General features: G+C 53.6%; 12 protein-coding genes. 9 read left to right on the forward strand and 3 right to left on the reverse strand.

The annotated features are described in order from the left end of the window. Positions 1-28: 28 nt before the first annotated feature. The 3 genes from LGV68_RS16105 to LGV68_RS16115 are packed head-to-tail and all read left to right on the forward strand — an operon-like array spanning position 29 to position 5,896. Positions 29-1,744 carry an autotransporter assembly complex family protein gene (locus LGV68_RS16105; protein ID WP_158147924.1) on the forward strand — a complete coding sequence of 572 codons (1,716 nt, stop codon included), beginning with the start codon at positions 29-31 and terminating at the stop codon, positions 1,742-1,744. Continuing rightward, complete coding sequence (locus LGV68_RS16110; protein ID WP_252535667.1) at positions 1,741-5,502, forward strand: translocation/assembly module TamB domain-containing protein; 3,762 nt, start codon at positions 1,741-1,743, stop codon at positions 5,500-5,502. The genes LGV68_RS16105 and LGV68_RS16110 overlap by 4 nt, the downstream gene beginning before the upstream one ends. A 46-nt stretch (positions 5,503-5,548) precedes the next feature. Further along, positions 5,549-5,896 carry a gamma-glutamylcyclotransferase gene (locus LGV68_RS16115; protein WP_020429075.1) on the forward strand — a complete coding sequence of 116 codons (348 nt, stop codon included), beginning with the start codon at positions 5,549-5,551 and terminating at the stop codon, positions 5,894-5,896. A gap of 49 nt (positions 5,897-5,945) precedes the next feature. On the opposite strand, the gene ppa is transcribed toward LGV68_RS16115, so the two are convergent. Then, on the reverse strand, positions 5,946-6,476 hold the full coding sequence (ppa, locus tag LGV68_RS16120; RefSeq protein WP_020329515.1) for an inorganic diphosphatase: 531 nt from the start codon (positions 6,474-6,476) through the stop codon (positions 5,946-5,948). A gap of 228 nt (positions 6,477-6,704) precedes the next feature. Next, complete coding sequence (gene fbp, locus LGV68_RS16125; RefSeq protein WP_020329516.1) at positions 6,705-7,715, reverse strand: class 1 fructose-bisphosphatase; 1,011 nt, start codon at positions 7,713-7,715, stop codon at positions 6,705-6,707. A 259-nt stretch (positions 7,716-7,974) separates the two neighbouring features. On the opposite strand from fbp, the gene mpl reads away from it, so the two are divergent. From mpl to thiQ, 5 genes are all read left to right on the forward strand, one after another. Next, a complete protein-coding gene (gene mpl / locus LGV68_RS16130; RefSeq protein WP_154183981.1) occupies positions 7,975-9,345 on the forward strand; it encodes a UDP-N-acetylmuramate:L-alanyl-gamma-D-glutamyl-meso-diaminopimelate ligase in 1,371 nt (456 codons plus the stop codon). A gap of 29 nt (positions 9,346-9,374) precedes the next feature. Continuing rightward, positions 9,375-9,998 carry a flavin prenyltransferase UbiX gene (locus LGV68_RS16135; RefSeq protein WP_222778010.1) on the forward strand — a complete coding sequence of 208 codons (624 nt, stop codon included), beginning with the start codon at positions 9,375-9,377 and terminating at the stop codon, positions 9,996-9,998. 258 nt (positions 9,999-10,256) lie between these two features. Continuing rightward, positions 10,257-11,246, forward strand: a complete 990-nt coding sequence (gene thiB, locus LGV68_RS16140; protein WP_252535668.1) for a thiamine ABC transporter substrate binding subunit — start codon at positions 10,257-10,259, stop codon at positions 11,244-11,246. A gap of 7 nt (positions 11,247-11,253) precedes the next feature. After that, positions 11,254-12,864 (forward strand): thiamine/thiamine pyrophosphate ABC transporter permease ThiP, encoded by a 1,611-nt coding sequence (gene thiP / locus LGV68_RS16145; RefSeq protein ID WP_252535669.1) that lies wholly within the window; start codon positions 11,254-11,256, stop codon positions 12,862-12,864. After that, positions 12,858-13,574 carry a thiamine ABC transporter ATP-binding protein gene (gene thiQ / locus LGV68_RS16150; protein WP_222761049.1) on the forward strand — a complete coding sequence of 239 codons (717 nt, stop codon included), beginning with the start codon at positions 12,858-12,860 and terminating at the stop codon, positions 13,572-13,574. Before thiP ends, thiQ begins: the two co-directional genes overlap by 7 nt. An 88-nt stretch (positions 13,575-13,662) precedes the next feature. Here thiQ and yjgA read toward each other — a convergent pair whose 3' ends face one another. Then, positions 13,663-14,190, reverse strand: a complete 528-nt coding sequence (gene yjgA / locus LGV68_RS16155; protein WP_020329522.1) for a ribosome biogenesis factor YjgA — start codon at positions 14,188-14,190, stop codon at positions 13,663-13,665. Between the two features lie 108 nt (positions 14,191-14,298). Here yjgA and pmbA point away from each other — a divergent pair, with 108 nt between their 5' ends. Continuing rightward, entirely contained in the window at positions 14,299-15,642 is a 1,344-nt protein-coding gene (gene pmbA / locus LGV68_RS16160) for a metalloprotease PmbA (protein ID WP_100267620.1), read from the forward strand. The last annotated feature ends 45 nt before the right edge of the window (positions 15,643-15,687 follow it).

The raw sequence follows: 15,687 nt of genomic DNA on the forward strand, positions 1-15,687 counted from the left end.
AACTGCTGTATAACGCCAATAATTAAGCATGAGACGAACCCCATTACCAGTGCTAATCTCGGCTTTATGCTTTTCTGCTGCTTCTTTCGCCGACGTGGATTTAACCATTAAAGGGCTGGAAGGCGGGCTGAAAGACAATGTCGATGCTTATCTCTCTTCTATACCCAAGAGCGACTACTCCACTCAGTTGCGCTTTCAGTCGCGTCTGGAGAAAACCATCACCGAGGCGCTCAATGCACTGGGCTACTACCACCCGCAATTTGACTTTGATGTCACCAAACCGAATCAGGCGATGACCCTGACGGTGGAGCCGGGGGAAGTGGTGCGTCTTAAGCTGGTGGACATCGTGATCACAGGCGAAGCGGAGAGCGACAAAGACTTTCAGCGCCTGATTCGCCGCAGCGGTCTGACGGTTGGTGAGCCGCTCAATCATGGTCAGTACGACAGCTTGAAATCGGGTCTGCGCAACCTGGCGCTGCAAAAAGGCTATTTTGATGGCGAGTATATCGTCAGCAAACTTGAAGTCGCGCCAGAGCTCAATGAAGCGTTTGTGCGTCTGCATTATGCCAGTGGCATTCGCTATCACTTTGGTGCCAGCACGATTACCGGTAGCCAAATCTACGAAAACCGTGTGCGCTCGCTACAACCGTTCAAACAGGGTGACCCGTATCTGGTGTCACAGGTGGGGCTGTATAACCAGAACCTCTCTAATACCGATTGGTTCTCGTCTGTGTTGGTTGAACCCGATCTCAGCCAGTTGACCAATGGCCGCGAGCTGCCGATGAATGTTTCATTGGCACCGCAATCGCGTAACCAGCTCGAAACGGGTATCGGTTATTCAACCGACGTCGGGGTGCGTGGCTCACTCAAGTGGAAAAAACCGTGGGTAAATGAACGCGGCCACAGTTTTGACAGCAGCTTTTCGATTTCCGCACCAGAGCAGAGCATTACCGCTGGCTACAAGATTCCGCTCGAAGACGTATTGCATGAGTACTATCGTATTCAATACGGGATGAAGCACGTCGATAATCGTGATACGAAAAGTATCGAATCCAACTTGGCACTGGAACGTCACTGGTTGCTGGATAACGGCTGGCACCGTACCGTATTTGTTCGCTATCTGATTGAAGACTATGAGCAGGGTATACAGGACGATGCGGCTCAATTCGTCTTACCCGGTGTGACCTATACACGCACCCGTTCGCGCATGAACGGTTCGCTGCTCACCTGGGGCGACAAACAAACCATGACGCTGGAATATGGCGACCCGGCTTTTATCTCGGATACTCGAGTGACACGGGTACAGGCGGGCACTTCCTGGTTGCGCAGCCTCGGAAATAACCACCGCGGTCTGATTCGTCTGGATGGTGGTGCGAACTTTGCCGAAGATTTCGATAAGTTGCCGCCATCGTTGCGTTTCTTTGCCGGTGGCGACAATAACCTACGTGGTTACGGCTATGAATCGATTTCACCACGCGATGAAAGTGGTTCGTTGACCGGTGCGAAATATATCGCCACCAGCTCGCTGGAGTATCAGTACCGTCTGACGGGGAACTGGTGGGGAGCGCTGTTTGTCGATTACGGCGATGCGTTTAACGATACACCGGATTGGAAAACCGGTACCGGTTTTGGTATTCGCTGGATCTCGCCAGTCGGCCCGATCCGCCTCGACTTTGCTTGGGGGTTAGACTCAGATCCGGGTAGCCGCTTCAAGATCCACTTCACGCTGGGGCCTGAATTATGATCAGGCGCGCGATCAAATGGACCAAATGGTTCACCGCAGCTCTGGTTGCTCTGACCATCATTCTGACGCTGGCGATTGCCGGATTGCTGTTTACCAACCAAGGCTTGAATCTGGTGGTGTGGGGGGCGCAAAAAGCGCTGCCTCAGTTCTCCGTTGGCGCCACGCAGGGGGCGCTGTTCCCCCGTTTTACTCTGCAGCAGGTTCGCTTCAACGATGCTGAGCTCAACATCGACACCGAGGTCGACAGTCTGACGCTGGCAGTGAAAGCCAGCTGCCTGCTGGATCCGGTGTTGTGCGTCAATGAAGTCGCCATTCGCGGCCTGCATCTCAATCTGCCTTCGCTGCCCGCTTCCAGTGACGAGCCTCCAAGCGCGCCGTCTGAGCCGCTGACCAATTTATCGACGCCGGTGCCGATCAAACTGGGCCGTTTGGTGCTGGATGATATTCACCTCAATGTGTTGGGTCACCAGCTTGACTGGCAACATTTCGCGACCAGCGCGACCTTTCAGAGCAATCGTCTGAGAATCGGCCAGACCGACTGGCAGGGCGTGCGCGTGGCACTGGCCCCGGCCGCAGAGACACCAACCTCCGCTGCGCCGCCAGCCGCCAATGAACCGGCTCAGGATATCGTGTTGCCAGAGGTGATCATTCCGCTGCGCGTCGAACTGAACCGCTTTGATCTGCGTGATTTCACGCTGGTGCAAGAGACGCCGATTCAGATTCATCATTTGGGGCTCAAAGCCAGCGCTTATCAGTCACAAGTGAGTGTTGATACGCTGGAACTCGACATGCCGCAAGTGAACGCCAAGCTCAATACGCAAATCACGCTGAGCGGCGATTATCCGTTGTCGCTCGCTCTCGATGCCACCGCGAAACTGGCAGAAGCCAAAGGGCAGACGCTGACGCTCAACGCCAGTGGCAGCGTCGCCAATCTGGCCTTGAAAGCTCAGCTGGCAGGCCGCGCTGAAGCTCAATTGAATGCCAAACTGCAGCCGCTGAACAGAGAGTTTCCGTTTGATGTCACCATCGACTCACTCAAAGCGCAGTGGCCGCTGGTGGAAAAGGGCGAGTATTTTGTTGAAGCGCCGCGTATCGCCGCCAAAGGATCGCTGCAAGGCTATCAGCTTGAGCTGCAAAGCCATCTGAAGGGCAATGCGGTGCCGGAAGTGGATGTCGCTCTGCAAGGTGAAGGGAATCTGCAACGCATTTCGCTCAATGAACTGAAGGTTCATACTCTGGGCGGGGATATTCAAGGGCAGGCCAGTGCCGACTGGAGTGCATTGGTCAAATGGCAGGCTTCACTGAACCTCAAGCAAATTCAGCCCGGACTGCAATGGCCGCAAGCCGAAGGCGTAGTCAGCGGCGATGTGGCGACCTCAGGCCAACTGACCAAGCAAGGGGGCTGGCAAGTTGAACTGCCGACTCTGGCGATTCATGGCATGGTGCGTGACTACCCGCTGGACATTAACGGCACGCTCAGTGCGTCGGATGTCAGCGGAAATAGTGATTTCAAATTTTCTACTCCCGGACTGACACTGGCGCACGGGCCGAACAAAGTCACGGCGCAGGGCCAGTTGGACAAAACATGGCGTTTAGGATTGTCTCTCGATCTGCCGGATTTAGCCAAAAGTGTGCCGGATTTAACAGGCAAGGTGATTGGCGATGTGACGTTGCTGGGGCCGCTTAAAGAGCCGAAAGTGAAGCTGGCGCTTGATGCTGACCGCCTCGCCTGGCAGCAAGAAGCAAAGGTAAAACACGTGACTCTGAGTGGCAGTGTGGTGCCGATGCCAACGCCGCAGGCGGATATCAGTCTGCGTGTACAAGGAATTGAGTATCAGGATCAGGTGGTGCGCACGGTGAATCTGGTTGCGCGTGGCACGCAGGCGCAGCATGAGCTGACGCTCGACGTAGACTCCGATTTAGTCTCGACGCAGCTTGCGGTGACGGGGAGCTTGTTGGAGAAACCCGCGATGATCTGGGACGGGCGTTTAGAGCGTGCGCGGATTGAGTCTCAACAGGGCGTGTGGGAGCTCAATCACGCAACCGAGATCAAAGCCAATATTGACCAGCAGAATGCAACGATCGCCGCTCACTGCTGGCGCCAGGCGGGTTCGTCCCTGTGTCTGGATAAGCCGGCTACCGTTGGTGTAAGTGGCGAAGCACAGCTGTCGGTCAATCAGTTTGACTTTGCTCAGGTGAAAGCTTTCTTACCACCTGAAACATTGCTGCGTGGTTCTGTGGATGCTGACGTGTGGGCCAAGTGGTCACCGGATCAACCGCCGCAGGTGAAGGCAAAAGTTCGCATGCCTGAAGGCAATGTGGAACAGAAACTGGAACAGACACTCAAACTCGGCTGGGACAAGATTGAGCTCAACGCGATGCTGGTGAAAAACCGCCTGCAGGCCGATTGGCAGGTGGATGTGACGGACAACGGCGATGTCAGCGGCAAGCTGACGATTCCGAATGTCATCGCTGAAGACAAGCAGATGCAGGGCGCGCTTAAGCTCACTACGTTCAACATCGATTTTCTCGCGCCGCTGATTGGCGAATACAGCGAAGTGAAATCCAACATTGAAACCGATGTGACTTTCAGCGGCGCGATGTTGCATCCGCAGATCAATGGCCGTTTTAGTGTCAGCGATATGCAGGTGCGCGGTGACATTGCGCCGGTGGAAATCAACGCTGGCACCCTGGCGGTTAACTTCAACGGCTATCAGGCGACGTTGGACGCGGGCATTGAAACCACCGATGGCAAACTCAATGTGACTGGTGATGCCAACTGGCAGCAACTCGATGACTGGCGGGTCAATGCCCATGTCGGAGCGGAGTCTTTGCTGGTGGATCTGCCGCCGATGGTGAAAATGAAAGTGGTGCCCGATCTGACGCTGGCAATGCAGCCGAAACTGGCGAAAATCGACGGTTCGATAGCGCTGCCGTGGGGACGGATTGTGGTCGAAGAACTGCCGCCGAGCGCGATCAGTGTCTCGAAAGATCAGGTGCTGGTGAATGCGGATCTGCAGCCGATTTCAGAGCAGAGTAGCATACCGTTTAACGTCGAAACCAACGTCAGCATCGTGATTGGTAATGACTTCAAACTGAGTGCGTTTGGTTTGGAAGGTGGTCTGGTGGGGCGTTTGCAGGTCAGCCAGAAAGACCAGGGGCCATTTGTGACCGGTGAGGTGAATATTCAGGATGGTCAGTACCGCTCGTTTGGTCAGGACTTGATCATTCAGGAGGGTAAGATTCTGATGAATGGCCCGGTGGATCAACCATACGTGTCGATCAAAGCGATTCGTAATCCGGACAACACTCAGGACGATGTGGTTGCCGGGGTGCAGGTGACGGGACCGGCCGATGAACCGACGGTGTCGATTTTCTCCGACCCGAGCATGCCGCAGGCCAACGCGCTGTCTTACTTGCTGCGCGGTCAGGACATTGATGGTGAAACGGGTGGCAACGCGATGACCACGACCCTGATTGGTCTGAGTCTGGCGAAAAGCGGTAAAGTGGTTGGCCAGATTGGCGAAGAGCTGGGCGTGCAGGATTTGCAGCTTGATACCGCTGGTTCGGGCGATGACTCACAGGTCACCGTAAGTGGTTACATTCTGCCAGGCTTGCAAGTGAAGTACGGTGTGGGTATTTTTAACTCGGTTGGCGAGTTTACGGTTCGCTACCGATTGATGAAAGATCTGTATCTTGAGGCGGTTTCAGGTCTCGACAGTGCTGTCGATCTGCTGTACCGGTTTGAGTTTGACTAACGCGTTGGCGGCCGAAAATGAGCCGAATGCAAACAGGGAGAAGAGTGTGCAGCATCTGGTATTTGTTTATGGCACGTTGCGTCAGGGCGAAAGCAATCACAACTATCTGACCGACAGTGAACAACTCGGACGGTTTGATACGCAGCCAGAATATGCGCTGCACGACTTGGGGCCGTATCCGGGCTTAGTCGCCGGTCATCAGTCGATTCATGGTGAAGTGTATCGGGTTGATGAGGAGACGCTGGCGAAGCTGGACATTCTGGAAGATGTACCAGTGGAGTACCGACGTGAAACGATTGAAACCCCCTATGGCACCGCCTGGATATACATCTATCAGGATGCCAGCCGACTCGATTCCATCATTGATTCCGGTGACTGGTGTCAACGGATTTAAGCCACAAAAAAGCCAGCATCGTGCTGGCTTTTTTAACGTTGCTTAGCGCTTATTTTTGCTGAGCACGCTCGTAAGAAGTCAGGATTTCAGCGCGAGCTGAAGCTGCGTCTTCCCAACCGTCTACTTTAACCCACTTGCCTGATTCAAGCTCTTTGTAGCGCTCGAAGAAGTGAGTGATTTGTGCTTTCAGAAGCTCTGGCAGGTCGTTTACGTCCTGAATGTGGTCGTACTCTTTAGACAGTTTAGAGTGCGGTACCGCAACAACTTTCGCGTCTTCACCAGACTCATCAGTCATTTTCAGAACGCCAACCGGACGGCAGCGAATAACTGAACCCGGGATAAGCGGGTATGGAGTTGGGACAAGTACGTCTACCGGATCACCGTCCAGAGACAGAGTGTGGTTCACGTAACCGTAGTTACATGGGTAGAACATTGGAGCAGACATGAAACGGTCTACGAACACAGCGCCAGACTCTTTGTCTACTTCGTATTTGATCGGATCAGCGTTCGCTGGAATTTCGATTACAACGTAGATGTCATCAGGAAGCGATTTGCCCGCTGGCACATTGTTTAAGCTCATTAAGGTTTCCTTTTCGTTAGCCGGACTTCAAAAAATCGAGACTTATTATTATTCAAGATTAGCTGAGGTGCAAAAATCAACGCACAGCAAAGCAGAGAGTTTACTCTCAAATTGCCCGATTCCCAAGTAAACCTAAGTCTAAGCACGACAATTGGCCACAGCTTGCCGCTAACTGCCTGAATTTTATCAGCCCTAAAAAACAGCGCCGCAAGTGCGGCGCTATCTGACTTAATCTGGGTTAGCTTCGAGGAACTCTTCCACTTTCGCCACCATGTTCTTCGAACCAACGAAGAACGGTACGCGCTGGTGCAGTTCGGTCGGTTTGATGTCCATGATGCGGTTGACGCCGTCAGAAGCGGTGCCGCCAGCCTGCTCAATCAGGAATGCCATCGGGTTGCATTCGTACAGCAGACGCAGTTTGCCGTTCGGATGGCTCTGCGTGCTCGGATAGAGGTAGATACCGCCTTTGAGCAGGTTGCGATGGAAATCCGCCACCAATGAACCGATGTAACGTGAAGTGTAAGGACGGCCATCTTCCGGCACATTTTCCTGACAGTACTTAATGTACTTTTTCACGCCGGTCGGGAAACGAATGTAGTTGCCTTCGTTGATCGAGTAAATCTTACCGTTTTCCGGAATACACATGTTTTCATGCGACAGACAGAACGAACCGATCGATGGATCGTAAGTAAAGCCGTTCACGCCGTTGCCGGTGGTGTACACCAGCATGGTTGAAGAGCCGTAAATGACGTAGCCCGCCGCTACTTGTTTGTGGCCAGGTTGCAGGAAGTCTTCTGCAGTCGGTGGACCGCCTACCGGCGAGATACGACGGTAGATAGAGAAAATGGTGCCCACTGAAACGTTCACATCAATGTTGGATGAGCCGTCAAGCGGATCCATCAGCACGACGTATTTGGCGTTTTTGTTCAGTTCTTTGTTGAACGCGACGGCTTCATCTTCTTCTTCACTCGCCACGCCACACACTTGATCGCGCGCTTCGAGAGCGGATTTGAATTTTTCGTTCGCGTAAACATCAAGCTTCTGTTGTTCTTCGCCCTGAATATTGTCGTTACCAGACGCGCCAGTGATGTCGGCCAGGCCCGCTTTGTTGATTTCGCGGTTAACAATTTTCGCAGCAAGACGAATCGATGCCAGAAGGGAGGATAGTTCACCACTTGCATGGGGGAAGTCATGTTGTTTCTCAACAATGAACTCACCAAGGGTGCGCATCTCAGACATGTTGTTTCCTTAACACTAATTTTTTGGGGGAGTATGTCGGCACGGTGGCGGGTTCTTTGGGGGGAACTTATTTGCACTCGCGCCTAGCGAGGATTTTAGGGGTTAGATCTTTTTATGGGTAATGAAGTAACAGACGAAGATCTCAATTTGTTTGTCGACTTTTTGGAAATTACATTGCTCTGATTTGCGACGCTCGCTTTTGCGATGCGAATCAGGATAATGGAGCGCAATACAAAACAGTCGTAATGAGGCTAGGTTTATGCACATTCATATTCTGGGAATTTGTGGCACGTTCATGGGTGGTGTCGCCATGTTGGCTCGCCAATTGGGCCATAAAGTGACCGGTAGTGACGCCAATGTTTACCCGCCAATGAGCACTATGTTGGAGGCTCAGGGCATCGAAATTATCGAAGGTTTTGACCCGGCACAATTGGAACCGAGGCCAGACCTGGTGGTGGTTGGCAACGCAATGAGTCGTGGAAACCCTTGCGTGGAATATGTGCTGAATCATAACCTGCGTTACACCTCAGGTCCGCAGTGGCTGCAAGATTTTCTTTTGCATGATCGTTGGGTGCTGGCAGTTTCGGGAACGCACGGAAAAACTACCACTTCGAGCATGCTGGCATGGGTGTTAGAGCATTGTGGCTACCAACCCGGCTTTCTGGTCGGCGGAGTGCTGGGCAATTTCGGCATTTCGGCGCGCTTGGGCGATAGCATGTTTTTCGTTGTCGAAGCGGACGAATACGACAGTGCTTTTTTCGATAAGCGTTCGAAGTTCGTTCACTACCATCCTCGCACCTTGGTGATGAATAACCTTGAGTTCGATCATGCAGATATCTTCGATGATCTGGAAGCGATTAAACGCCAATTTCACCATCTCGTGCGTACCGTGCCGGGCAATGGCCGTATTCTTGCACCGCAACAAGACGCCGCTTTAGCCGATGTATTGCACCGCGGATGTTGGAGTGAAACCGAATTCACTGGCGAGCAGGGCGACTGGCAGGCGGAAAAAGTCCGTAAAGATGGCTCTGAGTTCCATGTGCTGCTCAAGGGTGAACGTGTCGGCAGCGTAAAATGGGATTTGGTCGGCGACCACAACGTCAATAACGCCTTGATGACCATCGCAGCGGCACGCCATGTCGGCGTCACGCCGGATCTGGCGTGTGAGGCGCTCGGACTATTTGTGAATACCAAACGCCGCCTGGAACTGAAAGGTGAAGAAAATGGTGTCACGTTGTATGACGATTTTGCCCATCATCCTACGGCGATTGAACTGACATTAGGCGGGCTGCGTAATAAGGTCGGCGACAGCAAAATCATTGCGGTGCTGGAGCCTCGTTCGGCGACGATGAAACTGGGTGTGCACAAAGAAACCTTGGCAGCATCATTGGCGGCAGCGGATTCGGTCTATCTGTTCCAGCCTGCTAATATTCCATGGTCAGTGCAAGATGTGGCACAGCAATGTTCGCAGCCCGCTCATGTGGGCGACAATATGGCTGACTTTGTGGCGCAAATCTGCCAGGAAGCCAAGTCGGGCGATCAGATTCTGGTTATGAGCAACGGCGGGTTTGACGGTATTCATGGCAAACTGCTAGCGGCGCTCAAAGCCAAAGCGCAGCAGCCTGCGTGAAGATTAAACAGTGAACGTGCGATAACGCTATGACAAAACAACATAAAGCCATCACGTTGGCCTGGACGGGTGCCTCTGGCGCGCCTTATGGCCTGCGCCTGCTGCAATGTCTGCTGGCGGCGGACTACACCGTTTACCTGCTGATCTCATCAGCAGCGAGAGTGGTACTCGCGACGGAACACGGCCTCAAACTCCCTGCCGGACCGGAAGCGGCCAAAGAGGCACTGGTCGCCCATTTGGGGTGTGACGCCGACAAGCTGGTGGTGTGCGGTAAAGAAGACTGGTTTTCTCCGGTGGCGTCGGGTTCTGCGGCGCCGAAGCAGATGGTGGTCTGTCCGTGCTCAGCCGGCAGTGTGGCGGCGATTGCCCATGGTATGTCGGACAATCTGATCGAACGTGCAGCCGATGTGGTGATGAAAGAGCGTGGTCAGTTGCTGCTGGTGGTGCGCGAAACGCCGTTCTCGACGTTGCACCTCGAAAACATGCACAAGCTGTCGCAAATGGGCGTGACGATCATGCCGGCGGCACCGGGTTTTTATCATCAACCCCAGTCGATTGACGATCTGGTCGATTTTATGGTGGCACGCATACTGGATCATCTCGGCATTGAACAGAAATTGGTGACGCGCTGGGGTTACGACCAACGCGTGTGAGTCGCTTTTTCACGCGAATAGAATTACAATCCGTACCACTCATCGGGGAGCCCACCATTCACCATGTGAATGGCGCTGAGATCAAGCCTAGCTTGGGACCCGCATTAGTCACAAAGGTTGTGCCCTGCACAATACTTTGCGGTTATACACCTGAACCAGATAATGCTGGCGTAGGAATTGAGCTGGGTTTGCGAAACCGATTAACGGACTGATCACATCCTCCCTCAAGCCTGTGCCGCTCAATGAGGAGAGCGAGCCTTGAATACCAAACTGACGGCCATTGCGATGGCAACCCTGTTTTCTTCTGCAGCCCTTGCGGCGCCGACGTTAACCGTCTATACCTACGACTCTTTTGCTGCGGACTGGGGCCCTGGCCCGGCTGTAGAAAAAGCCTTTGAAGCCCAATGCGGCTGCGATCTCAACTTCGTTGCGCTCGATGACGGCGTGTCGATTCTTAACCGCTTGCGCCTGGAAGGTAACAAGACCAAAGCCGACGTGGTGCTGGGATTGGACAACAACCTGATGGTGGAAGCCAAACAAACAGGCTTGTTAGCCAAACACACCACCGATACGCACGCGGTGCACCTGCCAAACGGCTGGAGTGATGACACCTTTGTACCGTACGATTACGGCTACTTTGCCTTTGTATACAACAAGCAAAAACTGACCAACCCGCCGACCAGCCTGAAAGAGCTGGTGGAAAAGCGCGACGATTTGCGCGTGATTTATCAGGATCCGCGTACCTCCACGCCAGGCCAAGGTTTGTTGCTGTGGATGAAGTCGGTGTATGGCGATGACGCAGCGCAGGCGTGGCAGAAACTGGCCAACAAAACCGTGACCGTGACCAAAGGCTGGTCGGAAGCGTATTCGATGTTCCTGGATGGCGAATCCGACATGGTACTGTCTTACACCACATCGCCGGCTTATCACCTGATTGCTGAAAACGATGACAAGTACGTAACGGCGAACTTTGCCGAAGGTCATTACATGCAGGTCGAAGTGGCGGCCAAAGTGAAGGGGTCGCCAAACGACAAGTTGGCGGATGAGTTTCTGCAATTTATGCTCAGCAACGAGTTCCAGTCATTGATGCCAACGGGCAACTGGATGTATCCGGTGACCGACGTGGCGCTGCCAAAAGGTTTCGAGACGTTGAGTGTGCCAGCCAAATCGCTGTCGTTCAGCGCAGAAGAGGTGGCAGCGAAGCGCAAAGGCTGGATTCGTGAATGGCAAAACGCCCTGACATTCTGAGCCATTAATGCAAAGTCGTACGCCTAAACTTGGCATCGGGGTCGCGGCAGTTGTCGCGGCCTTTGTCCTTTCTGCGCTGAGCGCGTTATTGTGGCAAGCGCCGAATCTCAATCTGGGGCAGATCTGGGGCGATGCTTATTATCGCCACGTCACCTGGTTCAGTTTTTATCAAGCCCTGTTGTCGACGCTGCTCAGTGTTGGTCTGGCGGTGCCCGTGGCGCACGCGTTAAGCCGCCGCCGTTTCCCCGGGCGCGGACTGCTGCTCAAACTGTTTGCTATGACGCTGGTGCTGCCTGTGCTGGTCGGGGTTTTTGGCCTGCTGGCTATCTATGGTAACAGTGGCTTACTGGCAAGCGGGCTGCAACACTGGCAGCTCAAACTGCCGTTTTCATTGTATGGCCTCAACGGCATTTTGCTCGCCCATGTGTTTTTTAATCTGCCGTATGCCGCGCGTTTGCTACTGCAAAGTCTGGAAACCATTCCGGCTGAGCAGCATAAGCTGTGTGCTCATCTTGGTATGAAGGGATGGCACAAGTTTGTCGCGGTGGAGTGGCCGCGTCTGCGTCAGCAACTGCCACATGTGTTTGGCTTGGTGTTTATGCTGTGTTTTACCAGCTTTGCCACCGTGATGGCACTGGGGGGCGGGCCCAAATCGACCACGATTGAGCTGGCGATTTACCAGGCGATCAAGTTCGATTTCGATCTGCAAACTGGCGCGCTCTTGGCACTGTGGCAGATGTTGCTGTGTGGTTTGCTGACCCTGTCGATTCAACGCATTTCGCGTCCGTTGCCGGTCAATAGTGGCAGTTTATCCGAGCAGCGCTGGCTGCGTGATTCGCGCTGGAGCCGCTTGTGGGATGGAGCATGGATCAGCCTTGCTCTGCTGCTGGTCATCCCACCGCTGCTGATGGTGGTGCTGAGTGGTCTCAACAATAAGTTCGTCAGTGTGCTGAGCAGTGGTGATTTCTGGAGCGCGATGGGCGCATCGTTGCAGGTCGCGGTGCTGGCGAGTTCGCTGGCGCTGCTGGCGGGGGCGGCGATCATCATCACCAGTCGTCACTGGCGTTTGCAGTCACACCCGCGCCGGGCAAGCGGACTTGAGCTGATTGGCACCATCATTCTGGTGACGCCGGGCCTGGTGATCAGTACCGGATTGTTCTTACTGCTGCGTAATCTGACTGATGTGTTCAGCCTCGCGTATTGGGTCGTGGTGGCGGTCAATGGCCTGATGGCGTTGCCGTATGTGGTCAAGACGCTCAGCCAACCGATGCTGCATCTGGCGCAACAATACCAGTTCTTGTGTGCCAGTTTAGGAATGCGCGGCTGGCAACGCCTGCGCTTGATTGAACTGCGCGCACTGCGCAAACCGCTGGCGCATGCGTTTACCATCAGTTTTCTATTGTCGATGGGCGATTTGAGTGCGATTGCGCTGTTTGGCAGCCAAGATTTTCGCACGCTGCCGCTCTATCTCTATCAACTGCTGGGCAGCTATCAAATGCAGGCCGCGGCGGTGGTATCACTGGTGCTGCTGGTGCTGAGTGTTGGCCTGTTTTATCTGATTGAACGCCTGTTTCGAGTGCGTTCGTCTTCTACATCATCGCGGAGAAGCTCATGTTAGTGCTGGATAATGTGCGTTACGAATATCAGGATGAGTGGTTCGTGTTTGATCTCAGTGTCGTGCAAGGCAGCATTGTCGCACTGATGGGACCAAGCGGAGCGGGCAAGTCGACGTTGCTCAGCTTGGTGGCCGGTTTTATTGAGCCGCACAGCGGTGATATTCACGTGCAAAGCAATGGTGAAGCTGTGTCGGTGGTAGGGAAAGCACCTTACCTGCGTCCGTTTTCGATGCTGTTTCAAGAGCACAATCTGTTTGCGCACCTGAGCGTGCGTGACAACATTGGTTTGGGATTGCATCCAGGGCTCAAACTCAGTGCCGCGCAGCGTGAACAGGTGGTGCGTGCTGCTAACATGGTTGGGGTGGGGGATTTTCTCGATCGTCTGCCGGAGCAACTGTCTGGTGGTCAACGCCAGCGCGTCGCACTGGCCCGCTGTTTTGTTCAGCCGCATCCGGTGTGGTTACTGGATGAGCCGTTTTCCGCACTGGATCCGCTGCTGCGTGAGGAAATGTTAACGCTGGTAAAAACCTTGGCAGCGGAACGCAGTATCACCGTGTTAATGGTGACGCACCACATCAGTGATGCCCGTGCAATCGCCACGCATTTTGCGTTTATGGCCCAGGGCCAAGTGCAGCGTATGGAGCCGATTGCTGCATTGACGGCGCAGCACAGCTACGCGCCACTGGCGGAATTTGTTCGCGCAGGTGAATAAGCGTTTTTTCGAAGATTTGCTCAATGACAAGCAAGAAAAAAGGTTGGCATAGGCCAACCTTTTTCGTGATTACCACAGGCAGAAACACTCAGAACTCTTGGTCGTTGAGGGTTTTCAGCATCTGGAAAATTTCGCGAGAAGCTTTTGGCGGTTTCTCGCCTTGTTTCTCTTTTTTCGCCTGACGTGCCAGCAGACGCAGACGTTGACGATCGGCATCCGGATACAGTGCCATCACGTCTTCGATTGCGTCATCACCTTGCTCGACGATGCGATCGCGCATCTGTTCCAGCTTGTGCAGCACCGCAGTATTTTGTGAGTGCTTGTTGCGCAGTTTGTCCAGCGCCGCCTGTAGCGGTTCTGGGTCAATATTACGCATCAGACGGCCAATGTATTGCAGTTGACGACGACGTGCTTCGTTTTTAAAACGCTGCGCATCTTTGATCGCGGCTGCCAAGTCATCGGGTAGCGGGAATTTCGCCAGCACAGACGGCTTGAGTTCAACCAGTTCTTCGCCCAGTTTTTGCAGCACAATCATATCGTTCTTCATCTCGGTCTTACTTACCCAGATGATTTCGTCTTCGTCTTCCCAAGGGGCTTTTTGATTCTTACGAGCCATTTTCTTCACTAATGAGTTATTTATGTCTGCTATTTTAGCAAGAATCGTGGGGAGAAAGCGAAATTCTTGTTATCCTAACCACATTAAAGCGCAATAGTTGGATGAGATATGGATGTAAGACAGCAAGTCGCTGTGCAGCGTACCGAGCTTGAAGCGGCCGTTGCAAAAGCGCTCGACATGGCCTCAGCCGGTGCTGACGCCGCTGAAGTTGCCATTACCAAAAGCACAGGTTTAAGTGTTTCGACTCGCATGTGCGAAGTGGAAAACGTGGAATTTAACAGTGACGGTGCGCTGGGTATCACGGTGTACCGTGGTCAGCGTAAAGGCAGTGCATCTACCTCTGATTTAAGTGAAAAGGCGATTCAGCAAACCGTGTTGGCGGCGCTGGACATTGCTCAATACACCTCGGAAGACCCGTATGCCGGTCCGGCACCGAAAGAGCTGATGGTGACCGATATTCCGGATCTGGATCTGTTCCACCCGGATGAACCGAATCCAGACAAAGCGGCACAAATTGCCATTGAAGCGGAGCGTGCTGCGCTGCAATACAGTGACAAAATCAAACAGAGCGATGGCGGCAGTTACGACAGCCATTACGGCGTTAAAGTGTATGGTAACAGCCATGGTTTGCTGGCCAGCTACGCCTCGAGCCGTCAGAGCATCAGCTGCTGTGTGATTGGTCAGGGCCAGAATGGCGAGATGGAACGCGACTACAGCTACACCGTGGCGCGTCATGTCGATGACCTGTGGTCTCCTGAACGTGTTGGTCTTGATGCTGCGGAGAAAACGGTGAGCCGTCTCGATGCGAAAAAGCTCAAAACCGGCAAATATCCAGTGATGTTCGCATCGGATGTGGCAACTGGCTTGATGGGCCATCTGGTCATGGCGATCAGTGGCGGCAACTTGTACCGCAAATCGTCATTCTTACTCGATCATCTTGGTCAGCAGATCCTGCCTTCCTGGTTCAACATCTCAGAGCGTCCCCACGTATTGCGCGGCCTGGCATCCAGCCCGTTTGACAGTGAAGGTGTGCGCACGGAAGATCGCGAAATCATTACCGACGGCGTGCTGGCGACTTACCTGCTGACCAGCTATGCAGCGCGTAAGATGAAAATGACTCCAACCGGCCATGCGGGCGGTATACATAACTGGTTTGTTAAACATACCGGACAGAGCTTTGAGCAGATGCTTAAAGCGCTGGGCACTGGTCTGCTGGTGACCGAAGTGATGGGTCAGGGTGTGAATGTGGTGACCGGTGATTACTCACGCGGCGCCGCCGGTTTCTGGGTTGAGAATGGTGAAATTCAATACCCGGTATCGGAAATTACCATTGCGGGTAACCTCAAGACCATGTTCAACCAGATTGTGGCGGTCGGTAGCGATACGGAAACCCGCTCGCAAATCCAGACCGGTTCGATTCTGCTGGAAACCATGAAAGTGGCGGGTGAATAAGCCCTGCAGGATAAAAAAGCGCAGACCAAGGTCTGCGCTTTTTTG

This window comes from Vibrio sp. LQ2, from assembly GCF_023920125.1.
GTDB classification, from domain to species: domain Bacteria; phylum Pseudomonadota; class Gammaproteobacteria; order Enterobacterales; family Vibrionaceae; genus Vibrio; species Vibrio fluvialis.